Annotated in this window: 22 protein-coding genes; 6 read left to right on the forward strand and 16 right to left on the reverse strand. The window is 73.5% G+C overall.

Features of this window, described 5'->3' with window-relative positions:
* Window positions 1-52 precede the first annotated feature (52 nt).
* The 6 genes from DOO78_RS08170 to DOO78_RS08195 all read right to left on the reverse strand — a co-directional run bounded on the left by DOO78_RS08170 (window position 53) and on the right by DOO78_RS08195 (window position 4464).
* Window positions 53-670 (reverse strand): thiamine pyrophosphate-dependent enzyme, encoded by a 618-nt coding sequence (locus DOO78_RS08170; RefSeq protein WP_243634454.1) that lies wholly within the window; start codon window positions 668-670, stop codon window positions 53-55.
* Window positions 671-680: 10 nt separating this feature from the next.
* The gene (locus DOO78_RS08175) at window positions 681-1229 is read right to left on the reverse strand and encodes a thiamine pyrophosphate-binding protein (RefSeq protein WP_111469251.1); all 549 of its coding nucleotides are present in this window, start codon (window positions 1227-1229) and stop codon (window positions 681-683) included.
* Window positions 1230-1363: 134 nt separating this feature from the next.
* Window positions 1364-2125 (reverse strand): SDR family NAD(P)-dependent oxidoreductase, encoded by a 762-nt coding sequence (locus tag DOO78_RS08180; RefSeq protein WP_111469252.1) that lies wholly within the window; start codon window positions 2123-2125, stop codon window positions 1364-1366.
* 85 nt (window positions 2126-2210) lie between these two features.
* On the reverse strand, window positions 2211-2531 hold the full coding sequence (gene sugE / locus DOO78_RS08185; protein ID WP_111469253.1) for a quaternary ammonium compound efflux SMR transporter SugE: 321 nt from the start codon (window positions 2529-2531) through the stop codon (window positions 2211-2213).
* Window positions 2532-2770: 239 nt separating this feature from the next.
* Window positions 2771-3601: a sugar phosphate isomerase/epimerase family protein gene (locus tag DOO78_RS08190; protein ID WP_111469254.1), complete on the reverse strand. Its 831-nt coding sequence runs from the start codon at window positions 3599-3601 to the stop codon at window positions 2771-2773.
* A 116-nt stretch (window positions 3602-3717) separates the two neighbouring features.
* Window positions 3718-4464 (reverse strand): sulfite exporter TauE/SafE family protein, encoded by a 747-nt coding sequence (locus DOO78_RS08195; protein ID WP_111469255.1) that lies wholly within the window; start codon window positions 4462-4464, stop codon window positions 3718-3720.
* A gap of 85 nt (window positions 4465-4549) precedes the next feature.
* Here DOO78_RS08195 and DOO78_RS08200 point away from each other — a divergent pair, with 85 nt between their 5' ends.
* On the forward strand, window positions 4550-5431 hold the full coding sequence (locus tag DOO78_RS08200; RefSeq protein ID WP_111469256.1) for a LysR family transcriptional regulator: 882 nt from the start codon (window positions 4550-4552) through the stop codon (window positions 5429-5431).
* A gap of 43 nt (window positions 5432-5474) precedes the next feature.
* On the opposite strand, the gene DOO78_RS08205 is transcribed toward DOO78_RS08200, so the two are convergent.
* The 9 genes from DOO78_RS08205 to DOO78_RS28105 form a co-directional block, all read right to left on the reverse strand.
* Window positions 5475-6314 (reverse strand): ABC transporter permease, encoded by an 840-nt coding sequence (locus tag DOO78_RS08205; RefSeq protein WP_243634455.1) that lies wholly within the window; start codon window positions 6312-6314, stop codon window positions 5475-5477.
* Window positions 6311-7111: an ABC transporter ATP-binding protein gene (locus DOO78_RS08210; RefSeq protein ID WP_111469257.1), complete on the reverse strand. Its 801-nt coding sequence runs from the start codon at window positions 7109-7111 to the stop codon at window positions 6311-6313. The genes DOO78_RS08205 and DOO78_RS08210 overlap by 4 nt, the downstream gene beginning before the upstream one ends.
* A 126-nt stretch (window positions 7112-7237) precedes the next feature.
* On the reverse strand, window positions 7238-7927 hold the full coding sequence (locus tag DOO78_RS08215) for a DUF4198 domain-containing protein (RefSeq protein ID WP_111469258.1): 690 nt from the start codon (window positions 7925-7927) through the stop codon (window positions 7238-7240).
* Window positions 7928-7959: 32 nt separating this feature from the next.
* Window positions 7960-8289 (reverse strand): DUF3325 domain-containing protein, encoded by a 330-nt coding sequence (locus DOO78_RS08220; protein WP_111469259.1) that lies wholly within the window; start codon window positions 8287-8289, stop codon window positions 7960-7962.
* Window positions 8289-9869 carry a PepSY-associated TM helix domain-containing protein gene (locus DOO78_RS08225; protein WP_207802832.1) on the reverse strand — a complete coding sequence of 527 codons (1581 nt, stop codon included), beginning with the start codon at window positions 9867-9869 and terminating at the stop codon, window positions 8289-8291. The genes DOO78_RS08220 and DOO78_RS08225 overlap by 1 nt, the downstream gene beginning before the upstream one ends.
* Window positions 9866-10144 (reverse strand): DUF3649 domain-containing protein, encoded by a 279-nt coding sequence (locus tag DOO78_RS08230; protein WP_111469394.1) that lies wholly within the window; start codon window positions 10142-10144, stop codon window positions 9866-9868. Before DOO78_RS08230 ends, DOO78_RS08225 begins: the two co-directional genes overlap by 4 nt.
* 183 nt (window positions 10145-10327) lie before the next feature.
* A complete protein-coding gene (locus tag DOO78_RS08235) occupies window positions 10328-11491 on the reverse strand; it encodes a hypothetical protein (protein ID WP_111469260.1) in 1164 nt (387 codons plus the stop codon).
* Window positions 11488-12519 carry a hypothetical protein gene (locus tag DOO78_RS08240; protein ID WP_111469261.1) on the reverse strand — a complete coding sequence of 344 codons (1032 nt, stop codon included), beginning with the start codon at window positions 12517-12519 and terminating at the stop codon, window positions 11488-11490. The genes DOO78_RS08235 and DOO78_RS08240 overlap by 4 nt, the downstream gene beginning before the upstream one ends.
* Before the next feature lie 138 nt (window positions 12520-12657).
* Complete coding sequence (locus tag DOO78_RS28105; protein WP_243634472.1) at window positions 12658-12831, reverse strand: hypothetical protein; 174 nt, start codon at window positions 12829-12831, stop codon at window positions 12658-12660.
* On the opposite strand from DOO78_RS28105, the gene DOO78_RS08245 reads away from it, so the two are divergent.
* The 4 genes from DOO78_RS08245 (at window position 12769) to DOO78_RS08260 (ending at window position 17327) form a co-directional block, all read left to right on the forward strand.
* A complete protein-coding gene (locus tag DOO78_RS08245; RefSeq protein WP_408887569.1) occupies window positions 12769-13386 on the forward strand; it encodes a metallophosphoesterase family protein in 618 nt (205 codons plus the stop codon). The genes DOO78_RS28105 and DOO78_RS08245 overlap by 63 nt on opposite strands.
* 176 nt (window positions 13387-13562) lie before the next feature.
* Window positions 13563-14933 carry a bifunctional heptose 7-phosphate kinase/heptose 1-phosphate adenyltransferase gene (locus tag DOO78_RS08250; RefSeq protein ID WP_243634456.1) on the forward strand — a complete coding sequence of 457 codons (1371 nt, stop codon included), beginning with the start codon at window positions 13563-13565 and terminating at the stop codon, window positions 14931-14933.
* A gap of 273 nt (window positions 14934-15206) precedes the next feature.
* Entirely contained in the window at window positions 15207-16043 is an 837-nt protein-coding gene (locus tag DOO78_RS08255) for an HpcH/HpaI aldolase family protein (RefSeq protein WP_111469264.1), read from the forward strand.
* A 138-nt stretch (window positions 16044-16181) separates the two neighbouring features.
* Window positions 16182-17327 (forward strand): zinc-binding dehydrogenase, encoded by a 1146-nt coding sequence (locus DOO78_RS08260; RefSeq protein WP_111469265.1) that lies wholly within the window; start codon window positions 16182-16184, stop codon window positions 17325-17327.
* Between the two features lie 376 nt (window positions 17328-17703).
* Here the strand turns inward: DOO78_RS08260 and DOO78_RS08265 are convergent, their stop codons facing one another.
* Window positions 17704-18660 carry a Bug family tripartite tricarboxylate transporter substrate binding protein gene (locus DOO78_RS08265; RefSeq protein WP_111469266.1) on the reverse strand — a complete coding sequence of 319 codons (957 nt, stop codon included), beginning with the start codon at window positions 18658-18660 and terminating at the stop codon, window positions 17704-17706.
* A gap of 342 nt (window positions 18661-19002) precedes the next feature.
* On the opposite strand from DOO78_RS08265, the gene DOO78_RS08270 reads away from it, so the two are divergent.
* A complete protein-coding gene (locus DOO78_RS08270) occupies window positions 19003-19620 on the forward strand; it encodes a hypothetical protein (protein ID WP_128080022.1) in 618 nt (205 codons plus the stop codon).
* The last annotated feature ends 81 nt before the right edge of the window (window positions 19621-19701 follow it).

The following is a 19701-nucleotide window of genomic DNA, read 5'->3' on the forward strand; positions in this document are numbered from 1 at the left end:
TCCTCGGTTCAGTCGGCGGTGTCGCCGGGCGGGGGGCAGGGCGCCCGACGGTTCATTGCAGATGCGCCGCCGGGCCGAGGATCGCCTCGCGCATCCGCGCCTGCAGGATCGCCGCCTCGCGCGGCGGCAGCACCAGCGGCAGGGAGGCGTCGTCGATCTTCACCTGGGCGAAGAGCGGCCCGGCGCCGCCGCGGATGGCGTCGCGCAGCGCCAGCACCTCGTCCGGCCTGTCCACCCGCCGGCTGTCGGTGATGCCGGCCGCCCGCGCCATGCCGGCGAGGTCGACGCCATGGTGCGTCGCCGTCTCCTGCATGCCGGTCTCGCCGTAATGCTCGTTGTCGAGCACGACGACCGAGAGGTTGCGCGGCTGCTTGGTGGCGATGGTGGCGAGGCTGCCGATGCCCATCAGCATCTCGCCGTCGCCGGTGATGACCAGCACCCGGCGCGAGGGCTGCGCCAGCGCCAGGCCGAGGCCCATCATCGCGGCACCGCCCATGCCGCCCCAAAGCGGCAGGTTCAGCGGGCCGTCGCCGGCGGCGGTGATGTCCCAGGCCGGCGCGCCGAGGCCGCCGATCGCCAGCATGTCGCCGCGCTCGGCGAGCAGCGCCCGCACCACGGACCGCCGCTCCAGCCGGCCGCTCTTTGCCAGCTCGATCGCATCGAGGCTCATGCGCTGCCCCCTACTTGCCGAAGGTCTTGGCGCCGATGACACGCTGGCCGATCAGCGTGGCGGTCGGGCGGAAGGTGTTGAAGGCGAGGCGGAGCGTCGCATCCACGGTGGGCGCGACATCCTCCGGCGTGTCGGCGCGCTTCACCAGCGTGCCCATCGCCTCCAGCACCGCGCCGGTCGCGTTGCCCATCGGCACCTGGAACGGGTTGAACTCGCCGAACTCGCCCCGCATGGTCACGATCATCGGGCAGGGCGTGCGGTGGGCGATCGGCACCGAGAGCATGTTGATGCAATTGCCGACGCCCGAGCTCTGCATCAGCAGCACGCCCTTCTCGCCGCCCAGCCAGGCGCCGAAGAGCATGGCGATGCCCTCCTCCTCGGTGGTCAGCGTCACCACCTGCATGTCGTTGTCGGCGAGGCAGCGGCGGATCAGCCGGGCATGGCCGGCATCCGGCACCAGCGCCACCTGGCGGATGCCGTGCTGCTTCAGCAGGCCATAGATCTGGTCGGGCCAGTCGGCCGCCGCATCCGGCGCCGATTCCAGCGTGTCGCGCTGCATGCGTTTCCCCTCGGGCTCCGCCAAGCTTCCCGCGCCGGGCGCCCGCTGGCAAGAGCACGGGAGCCGCGCCCGGTGGCGCGAAGCGCCCGGCGTCGGAGGGAACCGGTGATGCCTGGCATCACCGGTCACCCCCCTCAGCCGAGGCCGATGCGGCGGCGGAACTCCTCCTCGCGCATCGAGACATCGGTGCCGTGCAGGTCATCCGCCGCGGCGGTGCAGAGATAGACCAGCCCGCGCACCGCATGCGCGACCGGCGACAGCTCGGCGCGCGGAATCTGGCTGATGACATTCATGCCGGAGGCGCGGATCTTCACCTGCATCTCGGTGTCGATGGTGCCGGGCGAGAAGCCGAAGACGCGCAGGCCGCGCCCCGCCGTCTCCAGCGCGACGGCGCGGGTGAGCATGGCGAGCCCCGCCTTGCCCGAGCAATAGGCGCTCCAGCCCTCGAGCGGCCGGTAGGCGGCGCCCGAGGAGACGTCGAGGATCGTCCCGCCGCCATCCGCCAGCATCCCCGGCAGCACCGCCCGCACCACGTGATAGGCGCCGATCAGGTTGATCTCGATGTTGCGCGCCCAGGCGGCGGGGTCGGAGCTGGCGATCTCGGCGATCGGCTCGATGACGCCGGCATTGTTCACCAGGATCTGCACCCCGCCGAAGCGCTCGCGCGTCGCCGCGACCAGCCGCTCCACCGCGGCATAGTCGGAGACGTCGCAGGCGGCCGAGGCGGCGCGGCCGCCCGCCGCCACGATCGTCTCGGCCACGGTCGCCACCGCGGCGCCGTCCCGCGCCGCCAGCATCACCGCCACGCCGCGCGCCGCCAGCGCCCGCGCCACCCCCTCGCCGAGCCCCCGGCTGGCGCCGGTGATCAGCGCCACCTTGTCCCTGAGTCCGTCCATCCGCTCCCCTCCACGACGGCCCCGGCCGGCCTCCGGCGATGATCCCCCGGCCGCCGGGGCGCGCCAAGCTCCCCGTCGCAGCGGCTCAGGCCGGGCTCGACAGCTTCATCAGCACCAGGCCGCCGAGGATCAGCGCGGCCGCCAGCAGCCGGGCGGCGCTGGCCGATTCACCGAGGAAGAGGATGCCGGCCAGGAACGCGCCGACCGCGCCGATGCCGGTCCAGACGACATAGGCGGTGCCGAGGGGCAGCGTCTTCATCGACCAGGCGAGCAGGCCGAAGCTCACCGCCATGGCGAGGAGCGTGACCACGGAGGGCCAGAGGCGGGTGAAGCCGCCCGATTGCTTCATGGTGAAGGCCCAGACGACCTCGAACAGACCGGCAACGACAAGAACAAGCCAAGCCACGGCAGCCTCCCGCGAGCGAGCTGCCGGGCCGTCCCGGACCTGGACCCCTGGACAGGGAGCGGGGACGTGGCCCCGCGCCTCCCAGTTGGGCCAGGCCGGCGCGGGGGTCAAGGCCACCGGCCGCGGGCCGTTGCCCGGAGCGGATCCTGTTCAAACACGCGAACGGGTGAAGATGCTCCGAAAACAAAAGGCTGAAGCAATTGCCGGGAACGCAGGTGAACGGACACTGCTCCAGCGGTTCAGGACGCGGCCGACACGCCGCCCGACCGCGCCGCCGCGATCGTCTGGCGGGCCGCCGCCACGGCGCGCCGCACCCGCGCCTCGGGCCCAAGGGTGCGGGCGAGCCGCAGCGTCGGGATCTCGAGGCTGACCCGCAGTTCCGACGGCAGGGCACGGATCAGCGGCGCCAGCGCCAGCCCGCCCTCGCCGGGGACGAGGCGCTCCTCCCGCGCCGTGTGCAGCAGCCCCTCGGTGGTGCCCGGATGCTCGGCCGGCGCATCGCAGAGCTGCCAGTAATGCAGCCAGCCGCGCGGCACCGCGGCGAGGTCCTCGAGCCGGCTGCCCGAGCGGTCGAAATGCAGCGCATCGACCAGCACGCCGGCATTCGGCTGCGCCGCCTCGCGCACCACCCGGATGGCGGCGGCGAGGTCGGGCACCGCGGTCCAGGGCATGAACTCCAGATCGGCGGTCAGGCCGAAACCGGCGCAGGCCTCGCAGAAGCCGGCGAAGCTGGCGGCGAGGCGCGCCGGATCCGGGTCGTAGCCGGCGACCAGCACATGTCGCGCGCCGAGCCGCGCCCCGGCCGCGAGGAAGGGCAGGAAGCCGGCGATCTCGGTCTCCGGCCGCAGCATGACGATCTCGAGATCGGCCACCGCGACACCGGTCTCGGCCATCGCCGCCAGGGTTTCGCGCAGCAGCGCCGGGTCGTCCTGCAACGGGTAGCCGGCGGCCCCGGGCGCCACCGGCAGCAGCCGCAGCCCGGCGGCGGCGCAGCCCGCCGCGGCCGCGACCCGCAGTACCGCCGGCGGCGGCAGGTCGAGCACGGTGAGATGCGCGAGGGCGAGGTCCATGCGGCGCTACCGCGGCGGCGAGAGGGTGGGCGGGGCGGGGTGCAGCATGGTCGTGGTCTCCCGGGCCACCGGAATGGTGGTCCGCCGCCGGCCGGCGCACAACCGGGACGGCCAGCTCAGCCGAGGCCGCGCCAGAGCAGCTCCGCCCCTAGCCCCAGCAGGCCGAGGAAGAAGCAGAGGCGGAAGGTGGCCGGCCGCACCCGGGCCCGCAGCCAGCCGCCGAGCGCCATGCCGGCCAGCGCCGGCAACAGGGCGAGCAGCGAGACCCCGGCCACCTGCGCCGGCAGCGCGCCATGCCAGGCGAGGCCGAGCGCCAGCGCCAGGGTCGAGACGGTGAAGGAGAGGCCGAGCGCCTGCACCAGCGCGTCCCGCTCCAGCCCGAGGGCGCCGAGATAGGGCACGGCGGGAATGACGAAGACGCCCGTCGCGCCGGTCACCAGCCCGGTCGCGGCACCGGCCAGCGGCCCGGCCCAGGGCTCGATGCGGGGCGGCAGGCGCAGCCGCGGCGCCAGCAGCCCGACCACCCCGTAGAGGATCAGGGCGGCCCCGAGCCCGGCCTTCGCCGCGCCATCCCCCGGGCCAGCGATCATCCCGGACCCGGCCAGGGTGCCGGCCAGGATGCCGAGCATCATCAGCCGCAGCCGGCGCAGCAGGGCGCCGAAGCGCGGCCCGGCGAAGAGTTGCCACAGATTCGTCACCAACGAAGGCACCAGCAGCAGCGCCGCGGCCTGGGCCGGCGGCATGACGAGGCCGAGCAGACCCATCGCAACGGTCGGCAGGCCCAGACCGATGACGCCTTTCACCAGGCCGGCCAGGAGGAAGGTGGCGGTCACGAGCAGCAGGGCGGGGAGCGGTTCGGTCATGGGCCGGGATGCTGCGGCCGGGCGGGCTCGCGCCACAATGCGGGAGTGGCATAGCCTGCCTTCGGCAGGAACAGAGGCTTGCGCCGTGCATTTCGACCTCACCGATCTCCGCCTGTTCCTCGCCATCGCCGAGGCGGGCAGCATCACGGCCGGCGCCGCGCGGTCCGGCCTCGCCCTCGCCTCGGCCAGCGCCCGGGTGCGCGGCATGGAGGCGCAGGCCGGCCTGCCGCTGCTCGAGCGTGGCCGCCGCGGCGTGGTGCCGACCCCGGCCGGGCAGGCGCTGCTGCACCATGCGCGGCTGGTCGCCGGGCAGGTGGAGCGGATGCGCGGCGAGCTCGGCGACTACGCGCGCGGGCTGAAGGGGCATGTGCGGCTGCTCGCCAACACCGCGGCGGCGGCCGAATACCTGCCCGAGCCGCTGGCCCGCTTCCTCGCCGCCAACCCGAACATCGACATCGATCTCGACGAGCGGCCGAGCCCGGAGGTGGCGCGGGCGGTGGCGGAGGGGCTGGCGGAGATCGGCATCGCCGCCGGCCATGCCGATCTCGCCGGCCTCGACGCGCGGCCCTTCCGGGAGGACCGGCTGGTGTTGGCGGCGCCGCCCGGCCACCCGCTGGCCGGGCGCGGCGAGGTCGGCTTCGCCGAGGCGCTCGGCAACGACATGATCGGCCTGGCCGGCGATACCGCCCTCGGCGAGCACCTGGAGGGACATGCGGCGCGCAGCGGGGTGCGGCGGCGGCTGCGCCTCCGGGTGCGCGGGCTGGAGACCGCCTGCCGCCTGGTCGCCGCGGGCGCCGGCCTCGCCGTGGTGCCGGCGGTGACGGCGGCGCGCTTCGCGGCAACGGGCGCGATCGCCATGCTGCGGCTGGCCGATCCCTGGGCGGAGCGACGGCTGCTGCTGGTGACGCGGCGCGGCGCGGCCCTGCCCTCGCATGCCCGGCGGCTGGTGGAGCACCTCCTGGCCTGATCCCGAAGCCCCGCGGACCTCGTCCATCAGGCCGAGGGCGACGCTACTCGCCGATGTTGAGCAGTGCGCCGCGCACCCGCGCGCCCTGGAATTGCCGCATGAACACCCAGCCCATCGCCGCCAGCCAGAGCGCGTCCAGCACGAAGGCGGCCAGCAGATGGCCCCAGGCGATCTCGTGCTGCAGCAGCGCCGCGCGCATCCCCTCGAAGACATGCGCCGCCGGCAGGGCGAGCGCGACCGGCTGCAGCCAGGCGGGCAGGATCGAGACCGGGTAGAAGACCGCGGCGAAGGGCGTCAGCCCGAACAGCACCGACCAGGCCAGCGCCTCGGCCCCCGCGCCGTAGCGGAGGATGAGCGAGGTGACGCCGAGCGCGACGGCCCAGCCCATGATCAGCAGCGCGGCGAAGAAGACCACCACCACCGGGCCCATGGCGAAGAGGCCGAAGCCGTAGAGCAGCCAGGCCAGCAGCACCGCCGGGGTGACGCCGACCACCACGCGGATCACGCTCATCACCATCAGCCCCGCCACCAGCTCGCGCGGCCTGAGCGGGCTGACGAAGACATGGCCGAGGTTGCGCGACCAGATCTCCTCGAGGAAGGAGATGGAGAAGCCCATCTGGCTGCGCAGCGCCGCCTCCCAGAGCAGCACGCCGCCGAGCAGCACGCCGGCGGCGACGCTGGTGACGTCGTTCTGCACGCCGGCGAGATAGGCGGTGACGAAGCCCCAGACGATCATCTGCAGGATCGGCCAGTACATCAGCTCCAGCACCCGCGGCCAGGAGCGGCGATAGAGGGCGAGGTGGCGGTAGACGAGGCCCCAGATGCGGCGCAGCGCGGCGCGCGACCCGTCGAGCATGCCGGCCTGCCCGGCCCTGGGCCTCATGCCGGCACCTCCGCGCGGCTGCGGCCGCGGGCGATGTCGAGGAAGACATCCTCCAGGTCGTCGCGGCCGTATTTCTCCAGCAGCGCCGCCGGGCTGCCCTGGTCCACCACCCGCCCCTGCTTCAGCATCAGCACATGCGCGCAGAGCCGCTCCACCTCGCCCATGTTGTGGCTGGCGAGCAGGATGGAGCAGCCGGTCTCGGCCCGGTAGCGCTCCAGCCAGCTCCGCACCCAGTCGCCGGTATCGGGGTCGAGGCTCGCGGTCGGCTCGTCGAGCAGCAGCAGCTCGGGGCGGTTGACCAGCGCCTTGGCCAGCGCGACGCGCGTCTTCTGCCCGGCCGAGAGCTGCCCCGCCGGCCGGTCGAGCAGCTCGGTGAGCTGGAGCTGCGCCGCCAGCTCGGCGATGCGCTTCTCGGCCAGCGGCACGTCGTAGAGATGCGCGTAGACCCGCAGGTTCTCGGCCACCGAGAGGCGCGAGGGCAAGGCGATGTAGGGCGAGGAGAAGTTCATCCGCGCCAGCGCCGTGAAGCGGTCCCGCGCCATGTCGTGGCCGAGGCAGGCGATGCGGCCGGCGCTCGGCACCAGCAGGCCGAGCAGCATGGCGATGGTGGTGGTCTTGCCCGCGCCGTTGCCGCCGAGCAGGCCCCAGGTGGCGCCGCGCGGCATGGTGAAGGAGAGGTCCTCCACCGCGGGCGCCGCCGCGGGCGCGTAGCGCTTGGTCAGGTGCTCGGCGAGGATCGCGGGCGCGCCGCCGGCGCCCGTGGGGAGCCCCGGGGGGACGAGGACTGGCTTGGTCATTGCGCCCGGTATGCCGGCGGCGGCGGGCGGCGCCAACCCGCATTCGGCCGTCGCATCGCTCTCCCGCCGGGCCGGATGGGGGCTGGGGAGGGGCCGCGGCCCCGCCTCACCCCCCGCGGCGCGGGATCAGCGCTCGGTCCAGGGGATGCCCTTGTCCACGGTGAAGGACAGGGTCGAGACGTAACGGACCTTGGCATAGGCGCCGTCGCCGCTGCCGCCCGGGGTGTTGTCGACATGCACCGCCTCGGCGACGTAGCGGCCCGCCCAGGGGGTCTCGAAGGTCACGCGGCCCTCCGCATCGGTATGCAGCCGCCGCTCCCAGCGCGGCGGCGCCACCAGCGTGACCTCGGCGCGCGGCAGCGGCTTGCCGTGCAGCATCAGGGTGAAGGCGTTGCCGCCGGCCGCCACGGGCACGAGCTCCAGGTCCAGCACCTGGCGCGTCTCGGCGCGGCCCTCGCGGGCCAGCATGACGGGCTTCACCTTCTCGGTGCCGGGCCGTCCGAAGGGCGCCAGCCCATCCTCGATCATGCGCACATCGCCGGTGCCGCGCGGCAGGCTGATGGCGAAATGGTCCTCCCGCCGCTGCACCGGCAGCGCGGCGGCCGGATCCGCGGCGAAGACCTTCGGGTTCGGGATGCGGTCGAGCAGCCCGCCGCTGCGCTCGCGCTGGTTTTCGATCGGCTCGCCGAAATAGAGGCGCGCGCTGTCGCCCTCGCGCTCCAGCCAGAGCTGGTGCGCGGCGGCCGGCCGGGCGAGGAGGGGCGCGGCGGCGAGGGCCACGGCAAGCAAGGCGGAAGCAAGGCGGCGTTTCGGCATGGTGGCAACGTCTCCCGGAGGCTTTGGGGTTATCAGGTGGGCGCGAGGCTGAGGGCGAGCCCGGCGAGCGGCAGCAGCGGCCCCAGCCAGAGCGCCAGCCGCGGCGCATAGGGGATGAGGTGGACGAGGCTGTAGGCCGCGACGGTCAGCAGGCCGAGCCAGGCGACGATGCCGATGCCGACGCCCCAGAGGGCGAGGCAGGGCAGCAGCGACAGGCCGAGCAGCAGCCAGCCGACGCCGCGCAGCAGCCACCGCCGTCCGGCCGCGGGCCGGCCGCGCAGCAGCTCGGCATGGTGGCGGTCCATGGCGAGGCACAGGCCGAGGAAGCCGGCATAGGCGAGGCCGAAGCCGAGCGCGGCCATCAGGCGCCCTCCGCCCGCGCCAGCCCCGCCCCGCGCACCGGCCGCGTCACCGGCGCCCGACCGGCGCGGCGGAACAGCCGCCAGGACAGCAGGCCGAGCAGCAGGCCGAACGCGGCGACGAGCAGGTCGGTCCCGGCCATCGCCCAGTCGCCGGCCGGCAGGCTGACGCCGAGATGCCGGTGGGTGGTCAGCAGGTTCAGCACCGGCAGCAGCAGGCCGAGCAGCGCCGCGGCGGCGAACTGCGTCGCCCAGCTCCGCAGCCCCGGCCAGAACAAGGCCTGCAGCGCCGCCAGCCCCCAGAGGAGGAAGAAGCAGTAGACCTCCCAGTCGGCGCGGTCGGCGAGGTGCAGCGGCAGCAGGCGGTTGGCCCAGAAATAGCCGAGCATGGCGGTCGGCAGCCCGGCGATGGTGCCGAGGTTCAGCGCCTCCACCAGCCGCAGGCCGAAGCCGGCGCGGCCGGCACGGGCATGCCGGTGGCGCTGCTTGGCGGCCCAGAGCACGAGGCCGGTCGCCACCATGGCGGTGCCCGCCAGGCCGGAGAGGACGAACAGCGCGCGCACCAGCGGCGAGGCGAAGCGGCCGAGATGCAGGCCGTAGGCGACGCCGCGCGTCGCCGCCGCCGCGCCCGGCTCGCCGCTCGCGCCGAGCAGCGTGCCGCGCACGCCGTCGAAGGTGAGGGTCTGCGGGTTGGACGAGATCTGCTCGCTGTCGCGCCGCGTCAGGCGGATGATGGCGCTGGCGTCGCCCGGCTGCTGCACCTCGATGCGGCCCGGCGGGCCGCCCCAGCGCCGCATCGCCTCCTCGAGCAGCGGCCCGACGGGGGCCAGCGGCGCCGGCTGGTTGGCCCGCCGCACCGGCGGCGCGACGCCGAACACCTCCGCCTGGAAGCCGCCGCGGTCGCCCTTGTAGACCGCCTGTACGCCCCAGGGCATGTACATCAGCATCAGGGTGATCAGGCCGGTATAGGTGATCATCAGGTGATAGGGCAGCGCCAGCACCGCCAGGGCGTTGTGCGCGTCCAGCCAGGACCGGCCGGCCCCCTTGCCGGGGCGGAAGGTGAAGAAGTCGGCGAAGATGCGGCGATGCGTGATGACGCCGCTGATGATGGCCACCAGCATCATCATGGCGCAGAAGCCGACCACCCAGCGGCCCCAGAGCGGCGGCATGTGGAGCTGGAAATGGAAGCGGTAGAAGAACTCGCCGCCATAGCTCTCGCGCGCCGTCACCGGCTCGCCGGTCGCGGGGTCGAGCACCATGTTGCCGAAGCCGCGGCTGCCCGGCGGCGTGGGCTTGCCGGGCGGGTTGCGCCAGACGACGCGCAGCTCGCTGTTGCGCTCGCCCGGCGGGAAGACGAACCAGGTGGGCGAGTCCGGGGCGAGACGCTTGAGGGTCTCGATGGCGAGGATGGCCGGCTCACCCCCCGCGGCCGGGGCGTGCAGCTCCGGCCGCATCCAGTCCGAGATCTCGCCACGGAAATAGCTCGCCGTGCCGGTGAGGAAGACGGCGAAGAGGATCCAGCCGACCAGCAGGCCGGACCAGGTGTGCAGCCACGCCATGCACTGGCGGAAGCCCTGCTTCATCCCGCGCCACCTCCCAGCCAGACCAGGGCGCCGAGCAGCGCGGCCGGCAGCAGCAGCCCGACCCAGGCGCGGAGGGCGCTCGCCGCGGCGAAGACCCAGAGCACGGCGCCGGCATAGAGGGCGAAGCTCAGCATGGTGCCGGTCAGCACCGCCTCGGCGCGGCTCGTCGGCAGCCAGAGCGCCAGCGCCGTCGCCGCCAGCGCCGCCACCGCATAGCCGCCGAGCACCGCGGCGAGGCTGCGCGACAGCACGCCCGGCCAGTGCCAGGACCGCATCCGGCGCCAGTCGATCCGGCCCACCGCCCAGGATGGCCGCCACCCGTGGCGGAGCGCTGGGGCATCCTGCATCGTTTCGATCACCAAACCCGGCTCGTCATCAGCGGGCGGTACCGCCGCCCTGCCCGGGTGATTTGCAATTGATTCTCAGTATCGACAAGGGGGGCTTTCGGCCAGATGTCCTCAGCGCCGGGGTTGCAGCAGCTGGCCCTCGAACAGCGTCACCCCGGCCTCCCAGCCCCAGCCGATCGCCGCCGCCTGGTCGGCCCCCGTCAACACCACGCGGCCCGGCGGCAGGGCCGGCGCCAGGCCCGGCAAGGCCGGCGACCAGGGCAGGCGGAGCAGCTCCACCCCCCCCTCCGGCGCCAGGGCCGGCCGCAGTGCCGCCACCAGGGTCGGATCGGGCAGGTCGAGCGCCAAGCGATAGCCGCGGACCCGGGCGAAGTCACGGGCGAAGGCGAAACCCTCGGCATCGGCCAGCGCATCCTCGGCCGGCAGCGCCAGCACCGTGCCGGCGCGGGTGGCGGGATCGAGCCGGGCGTCGAGGCGGAGGAATTCCGGTGCCCCCAGCGTCGCCGCCGCCAGGCAAAGGCCGAGCGGGCCCCGTCCCGGCGTCTCGCCCGGCCGCGTCAGCTCGGCCAGGAGCCGCCGGTCCAGCAGCCGCCGCAGGCGCCGGGCCAGCCAGGGGGCGGCCGCCGGGTCGGCCTCCGGCGCCAGCGCCGCGCGCAGCTCCGGCCAGGCCAGCCGCCATTCCTTCCAGGCGAGATCGGGCGCCTCGGCGCCGCGGGCCAGGCGGCAGACCGGCCGCGGGCGGAGGAAGCGAGCGAGGCAGGCGGCGCGCAGAAGCCCCTCGAGCGCGGCGAGGTCATCGGGGGTGAAGCCGCCCGCCGGCGGCAGCTCCGGCCGCGGTGCCGGCGGCGGGCCGAGCGCCGCCTCGACCGCCGCGAGCAGCGCCGCGGCGTCGCGCGGCAGGTCGAGCAGCGCATGCAGCCCGCTCTCGGCCAGCATGTCCTCGCCGAGCACGACGGCCAGCACCGCCTCGGCCTCGCGCAGATGCCGCCCCCCCGGCGGCGCGACGGCGACGAGGTCGCCATTGGGCAGCTCGAAGAGCCGACTGCGCAGCGGCCGCAGGGCCGGCTCCAGCGCCTCCCGCAGCAGGCGGCGGTGATGCTCTCGCCGGAGCGTCGGGGCGAGGCGGGAGAGGCGCAGATGCAGCGCCTGCCGCGGCACCTCGGCGGCAACCGCCTCCCGCACCAGCTGCGCCAGCGCCAGCGCATCCGCCGCGCTCCGCGCCTCCGGCGGCGGCCGCGCCGGGTCGTGCCATGACCCGATCCCCGGCCGCGTCATGCGGCGCCGACCAGGAGCAGGCCCCGCTCCCGCGCGAAGGCCGCCGCCGCGGGATCGCCGCCGGTCTCGAGCACCAGCCGATCCGGGCCGGGGGCCGGGGGCAAGGCCGCCAGGGCCGGCGACCAGCGCAGCAACAGCAGCGTCGCCGGCAGCGCCGCCGGATCGGCCAGGGCGAGCGTCGCCGCCTCCAGCCCGGCCAGGGCCACCGCCCAGCCGCGTTCGGCCAGGCGGGCGCGGAAGCCGGGGAAATCCGGCCCCGCCGCGGCGGCGAGCGGCAGCACCCCGATGGCGCCGGGCCGCAGCGCCGGCGCCGGCAGCGCATCGCGCGCCAGCGGCACCAGCCGCAGCCCGGGCAGGTCGCGCGCCCAGGCGGCCAGGCCGGGGCGCAGCCGAGCCGCCATCCGCTCCATCGCCTGGGCCAGCAGGTCGGGATCCGCGGCCAGCGGGCCGAGCGCCGCGGCGACGGCGCGGCGGGAGAGGCGCAGGCGTTGGCCGCGGCGCGCGCCGGCGGCGTCGCGCAGCACCTCCGCCCGCAGCACCGCATCGGCGGACAGGCCATCCAGCGCGGCATGCAGCAGCCCCGGCGGCGGCGGGCCGGAGGCCGGCCGGTCGTCGCGCGCCGGCGCCTGCGCCGCCGCCCAGCCGAGCACCGCATCGGCATCCCGCGGCAGCAGCCAGACCGGCAATGGCGTGGCCTGGCCGAGCAGCGTGCCGAGCGCGGCCGCTGCCCGGCGCGCGCTTGCCTCCGAGGTGCCGAGCAGCAGCGTGCCGCCCTGCGCGCGCAACGGCGTGCCGCCGCCCGCCGCGGCGGCCTCCTGCAGCACCGCGCCGGCCATGCGGCGGCGGGCCGGGTCGGCACCGAGGCGCGGATGGTCGGGCAGCAGCAGCGCCGCCCGCCCCCGCGCCGCCGGCAGCACGGCCAGGGCAGCGGCCAGGAGACCCCAGCCCGGCGCCGGGTGCGGCACCGGCAGGGCGAAAAGCGGGAGGCCGGGCGGGGCGAGGCCGTTGCCGGCGACGATCACGGTCATGCGCAGTCCTTGCGCGGGGGCGCGGTACCCGGCCAGCGCCCCCGCCGCGAGCCCGGGCGCGCCGGCGGAATGCCCTAGCCTCTTGTTTTTACGAACATCTTCACTTGCCAGGGTGTTTCCACCCAGGCGGGATCTGCTCTAGGGTCGCGCCGGATGGTTAAGGACGCGATAGCGCCTGGCGCCCTGCGGCCCGGGCTCCGCATTTACGCGATCGGCGATGTGCATGGCTGCGCCGACCGCCTGGCGGCCCTGCATGCCGAGATCGCGCGCGATGCCCGCGACGATCCGGCGGAGGCCGTCGTGCTCGTCCATCTCGGGGACTATGTGGACCGCGGCGCCGACAGCGCCGGCGTGCTGGACCAGCTGCTCGCGCCCGCCCCGGTGCCGGGCGCCGCGATGGTGACGCTGCTCGGCAACCACGAGGCCATGATGCTGGCGGCCTGCGACCGGTGGGCACCGCCCGACGCGCTGCCCTACTGGCTGGAGAATGGCGGGGCGGCGACGCTCGCCAGCTACGGCACCTCGGCCGAGGACCCGGAATTCCGCGCCGCCATCCCGCTCGCGCATCTCGAGCTGCTGCACCGCTGCCCGCGGCTCTGGGCGGTGGGCGACTACCTCTTCGTCCATGCCGGCATCCGGCCGGAGGTGCCGCTCGACCGGCAGGACCCCTTCGACCTGATCTGGATCCGCGAGCCCTTCCTCTCCTTCGACGGCGACCTGCCGCAGATCGTCGTGCATGGGCACACCCCGGCGCCGGCGCCGGTGATCCGCTCGCATCGCATCGGCATCGACACCGGCGCCTGCTTCGGGGGCATGCTCACCTGCCTGGTGCTGGAGGGGCAGCGGCTGCGCTTCCTGGTCGGCTGAGGATGGGGGATAATCCCCGCGACGGGTCAGGTCTCCGCAACCATTCTGCTGCCAGCCTTCCTGTCTTCGAATCGAGGTCCCGTGCCTTGCACCTTGACCCGCGACTGCGCTACCGCAGTGAGATGCACGGACCCGCGCCTGCCCCCCGCCCTGGCCCCCCTGGTCCGTTGCCCGCCGTGCTGTCCGATGCCGTCCGCCACCTGAAGCGCGGCACGGCCCTCGTGGTCGGCGATGCCATGCTCGATCGTTACGTCTATGGCCGGGTCGAGCGGGTGAGCCGCGAGGCACCCATTCCGGTTCTGTCGGTGGAGCGCGAGGTGGCGCTGCCTGGCGGCGCCGGCAACGTGGTCCGGAACCTGACCGCGCTCGGCGCCGCGGTCGCCTTCGTCTCCGTCGTGGGCGACGACCAGGCGGGCAGCGACCTCACCGGCCTGATCGGCGGCCAGCCGGGCGTCGAGCCCTGGCTTCTGGTCCAGGGCGGCCGCGCCACCACCACCAAGACCCGCTTCGTCGCCACCGGCCAGCAGCTCCTCCGCGCCGATCACGAGCAGATCGCGCCGATCCACCAGCGCCTGGCCGACCGGCTGGTGCGCATCGCCGGCGACGCGGTGGCCGCGACCGCGGTGATGGTGCTCTCCGACTACCGCAAGGGCGTGCTCACCGGCGACACGCCCTCCCGCCTGATCGCCGCGGCGCGCGCCGCCGGGCGGCGGGTGCTGGTCAATCCCAAGGGCGGCGACCCGGCCCGCTATGCCGGGGCCGACCTCGTCCTGCCCGATACCGAGGAACTGGCCGAGGCCACTGGCCTGCCGACCGGCACGGAGGCGGAGATCGCCATCGCCGCCGCCGCCCTCCGCCGGGCCCATGGCTTCGGCGCGGTCATGGTGCTGCGCGGCGAGCAGGGCGTGACGCTGATCGAGGGTGCCGCCGAGGGCGAGACCGTGCAGCACATGCCGAGCGACGTGGCGGAGGTGGTCGATGCCTCCGGCGCCGGCGATGCGGTGGTGGCGGTGGCCGCGGCCGGCCTCGCCGCAGGGCTGCCGCTGCCGGTCATCGCCCGGCTCGGCGCGCTGGCGGCCGGCATCGTGCTCGGCAAGACCGGCATCGCCGTGGTGCGGGAGGACGAGCTCCTCGAGGTCCTGACCCCCGGCCGCCTGGCCTCGCGCAAGCTGGTGACGCGCTCGGAGGCGGCGGAGCGGGTGGAGCGCTGGCGCCGCGCCGGCTGCCGCGTCGGCTTCCTCGTCTGCCGTGGGGCGGAAGGCGCGGCCGAGCTGGTGGCCCGGGCGCGCAGCTGGTGCGACCGGCTGGTGGTCGCGCTCGGCGATGCCGATCCGGCGGCGGAGGTGCTGGCCGAGCTGCCGGGGGTCGACCTGATCGCCCGCTTCGGCGGCGAGACGCCGCTCGATCTGGTCCGCCTGCTGCGCCCGGACGTGCTGGTGCAGGCGCCGGGCGGCAATGCCTTCAGCCAGCCCGGCGGCGAGGTGGTGCAGGAATGGGGCGGCACGGTGCGCAACGCGACGCCCGAGGCGGCGCCCACGGCCGCCTGAAGGGCGCGCCCCGGATCGCAGGCTGTTTGCGTCGTGGCATGCGATGGCTGCTTCAGCAGCATCGTACGGCCCCACACACGGAAATTCCGACAGTCCCCCTGCGATGTTTTCGCCTTGAACGACCACCAACAGGGCCGTCTCATCACGTCCGGCGCCAGCAGCATGAACCGCGGCACCCTCAACGTCGGCCGCAATGGTGCCGCTCAGGTTGTACGCCTACGCTGATCGGGCGACACTCGTGGCCAGCGTCGATTTGCTGGAGGAAACGACACCATGCGCCCGAACCATCTGCGCCAGAAGCTGAACGCCGGAGAGCCGACGATCGGCACGCACATCCTGTCCAGCTGGCCCACGCTCGTGGAGCTGATTGGCGACGCCGAGAACTACGACTATGTCGAGTTCACCGCCGAGTATGCGCCGTTCACCATGCACGACCTCGACAATCTCGGCCGTGCGTTCGAGCTGAAAAACCTCGCTGGCATGATCAAGGTTGAGCAGAAGCAGTATGCGCATCAGGCGATGCGGGCGATTGGATCAGGTTTCCAGAGCGTGCTCTTCGCCGATATCCGGACGGTAGCCGACGCCGAGTTGTGCGTCGCCGCGGTGCGCGCCGAAACCCCTGGCACCGGTGGTCGGCTCGGTGTCGGTATGCGGCGCGATGTCGGTACCGTGCTGGAGGGCGGCTCGCCGGCCTATGTCGATGCGCTGAATGAAGTGGTGATTGCCATCATGGTCGAGAAGCGCGAATGCGTCGAGGACCTTGAGGCGATCCTGTCGATCCCGGGCATAGACATGGTGCAGTTCGGTTCGTCCGACTACTCGATGAGCCTGGGACTGACAGGGCAGCGGTCGCATCCGGATGTGGTGAAGGCGGAGCGCAAGACGATCGAGACGGCGCTGAAGCTGGGCAAGCACCCGCGTGTGGAGCTCGCGGACATCTCGGACGCGAAGCCGTATCTCGAGATGGGAGTGAAGCACTTCTGCATCGGCTGGGACGTGCGGATCCTGTACAATTGGTGGCGCACCAACGGGACCGGGATGCGGGCCATGCTGACGGGCGAGGCGGCGGTGGCGCCCGCGCCGCAGCCGGTGAAGACCGGGACCTATTGAGGCGGCGGATCGAAGTATCGGATGTGATAACCGACCCCCAGCCTGAAGAATGCCATGCAGGGCATATCGAGGGGCGGGGTTGTCCGGCGAACGGGATCGCGCCCAGCGATCCCGACCGAATATCACGGGGTAGACGACATGGTCGAAGGTGACGGGCTGAACGGGCTGGAACTGCGCTCGCGCATCAGCGGGGACGGCATGCTCGAGCTGTCCCTGCGGGAGGCGACGGTGCCCGAGCCGGCACCCGACGAGATCATCGTCCGGGTCGAGGCGACACCGATCAACCCCTCGGACATCGGCGTTCTGCTCGGTCCGGCCGCGCTCGATGCGGCCGAGTTCAGCGGGACCGCAGCGCGGCCGGTGGTGCGCGCGCCGGTATCGGCGGCAGCGCTGCCGGCCATCGCCGCGCGACTGGATGCCTCGCTGCCCGTAGGCAATGAAGGGGCAGGCACTGTGGTGCGTGCCGGCACCGATGCCGTTGACCTGCTCGGCAAACAGGTCGCGGTGTTCGGTGGGGCGATGTGGGCGCAGTACCGCCGCGCAAAGATGACTGAATGCCTGGTGCTGCCCGAGGGGACAACACCGCGCGACGGTGCCTCGTGGTACGTCAATCCCATGACGGCGCTGGGCTTCGTCGAGACCATGCGCCAGGAGGGCCATACCGCCCTGGTGCACACCGCCGCGGCCTCCAATCTTGGCCAGATGCTGAATCGCATCTGCCGGGCGGACGGAATTGGCCTGGTGAACATCGTGCGCAACCCGCAGCAAGAGGCGCTGCTGCGGGGCCAAGGGGCCCGCCACGTGGTCGACAGCAGCGCCCCGGACTTCACTGCGGTGCTGACCGCAGCCCTGGCGGAGACCGGTGCCACCCTGGGCTTCGACGCGGTCGGCGGTGGGCCGCTGGCTGGGCAGATCCTGGCTGCCATGGAGGCCGCGGCACGGCAGTCCGCCAGCGGCTACAACCATTACGGCTCGGACAGGCACAAGCAAGTCTACCTCTACGGCCGCCTGAACACCGGGCCTACCACCTTCGAGCGCGGACCGATCGGCTTTGCCTGGGGGTTGGGCGGCTGGCTGCTGATGCCGACGCTGAAGAAGCTGGGTGCGGCGACGGAAGCTCGGCTGCGCGCTCGCGTGGCCGCCGACCTGAAGACCACCTTCGCCAGCCACTACACCGCGGAAATCTCCCTGGCCGAGACGCTGCAGCCGGAGACCATGCGGGCCTATTGCCGGCGCGCCACGGGCGAGAAATTCCTGATCCTGCCACAGCAGGGGCTGGGCTGAAGCCCTCCCGCCGGAGGTTCTCGCTGACCTGGGCACCGGGCACAACACCCGTCCCAGGCGCGGGGGCCGCTGAACGACATCGCCACAGGCAACCGGTCCGGCATTTCGGCATTGACGCCATGGGCTCGACCGCCTGAAGGCAGCACAGTCGCGCAGCGAGGCGCCACGGCCCCTGGCGCGCCATCGAGCGGGTGATCCGGCGGCACCGCGAGCTGCTGTCGGAGGAAACGATCGCCGCACCAACCGACGCGGTCAACATGGCCTCGATGGCCATCACGTCATCACGGTGGTGGGGCCGGCAGGGGCCGCTGCCGGCACGCGATTAGGAGGCCCTGCTGCGGGAGCGGTGGCGAGCCGCTCGCCAGGGGGTGCGGCTCTACTGGTTTTGCACGTCGAGCTTGCTGAGGATCGGCCGCCACTGGCGATCCTGGTCGCGCAGGAACTGGGCGAACTCGGCCGGCGTGCTCCCCACGATGAACTGCGCATCGCGGGTCAGCCGCTCCTGGATGCGCGGGTCACGCAGGGATCCTACGGCCGCGGCATTCAGCTTCTGCACCAGTTCGGCCGGGGTCCGGGCCGGGGCGAGCAGGCCGAACCAACTCAGCGCCTCGGTCCCGGGCGCGAACTCCGCGATGGTCGGCACCTCGGGGGTGGTCGGCATGCGCTGCTTGCTCGTCCAGGCCAACAGCCGGCCCTGGCCGTTGCGGAACACCGGCACCGCGGTGCTGCCGGCGACCACCAGGGTATCGAGGTTGCCGGCGAGGAAGTCGTTCAGCGCGGCAGAGTCGCCACGATAGGTGACATCCTGCATCTGGATGCCGAGGCGGTCGCAGACCAGCAGCATGGCGACGTTGGTGAGCGTGGTCGGGCCGTTCGTGCCGTAGGTGATCCGCCCCGGCTTCGCCTTGGCCGCGGCGACGAAGGCCGGGATGTCGGCCGGGCCGCGGTTCTGCGCCAGGATCCCGGAGGGATAGGTGGTGGCCAGGCTGATCGGGGCGAAATCCTCGACCTGATAGGGCAGGTTCTTCACCACCACCGGATTGATGGTCAGCGTCGTGCCGGCGGCTATCAGCAGGGTGGCGCCGTCCGGCTGGGCATGGGCCACATAGTCGGCCCCGACGATGGTGTTGCCGCCGGCGCGGTTCTCCACCAGGACGTTCTGGCCGAGGAGCTCCGTCATCCGCTCCGCCATGAGGCGGGCGAGGACATCGGTGCTGCCGCCGGGGGCGAAGGGCACGACGATGGTGACGGGCCGGGCCGGCTGGGCCAGGGCTGGGGCGGTGAGGGAGGCAGCGAGGCCGCCGAGCAGCAGGCGGCGCGAGGCGCAGGTCATGGAGTTTCCTTCGTTCTCGAGCGCAGCCAGGGGCGAGCCCAGGGCCGATTGCCTCCGGAAACGCCGAGTCCCATGGACGCCGATTGGGCGGCTTTTTGCCAGAGCCGCCGACGCCGCGCTACCGCATGCCGACGACAAGCCTCGGCATGCTCCCGGTCTCCCCAGTAAGCAGCTTGTCGCTCTTCCCCTTGTCCACCCTGACTGCCCGCAGGCGCTGGAAATCTCGATCGTTGTGGCGTGGTTCACAGCCGGCGAGGCCGTTGGTCCCTAGGGTTGCTCTCGTTGATGGACGACAGGCCGGGCCGCACAGGTCTCGGGCAATCAGCGAGAAGGACCACCCCGATGCGTGCCATGATCCTCCCGGTTGCTGCCCTTCTGCTCGCCGGCGCGGCCAACCTGCCCCATCCCGCCGCGGCCGAGGGCCTCGAGACCGGCGGTATCTCGATCACCCGTGGCGGCGGCAACGTGAACACCGCCGCGGCCAAGAACAGCTTCGCGGGCCAGGCGGCGACGACGATCGGCGGCATGGCGCGCAATGGCGGCCGGGTCAAGACGCTCGGCGGGCTCAACCGCAACCTCGCCAGCGGCCGCAACAGCACCGCCTTGCAGGACACCACGACGGTCGGCGGCACCGCCTTCGGCCGCGGCGCGCAGGCGAGCACCTTCGGCGGGCTGAACACCAACGCCGCCCGTGGCTTCGGCAGCCTGGCCACCCAGTCGGCCACCACGCTCGGCGGGCAGGCCCTCGGCCGCGGCGCGCAGAGCCAGGTCTCCGGCGGCTTCAACTCCAACCTCGCCGCCGGCCGCTTCAGCCAGGCCGATCAGCAGGTGCTGACCATGGGCGGCTCGGCCATCGGCCGTGGCTCGCTCGACCGGGTCTCCGGCGGCAGCAACCGCAATGCGGCGCTCGCCCGCGGTTCCGCCGCCTCCCAGCAGGTCGTCACCGTCGGCGGCCAGTAAGCCCCGGGAAGCGCCCTAGAGCATGTCCTGCGAACTTCCGTTCACCTGCAATGCTCTAGGTATTTGTTTTTACGAGCATCT

The organism is Roseicella frigidaeris (assembly GCF_003258945.1).
Lineage (GTDB): Bacteria > Pseudomonadota > Alphaproteobacteria > Acetobacterales > Acetobacteraceae > Paracraurococcus > Paracraurococcus frigidaeris.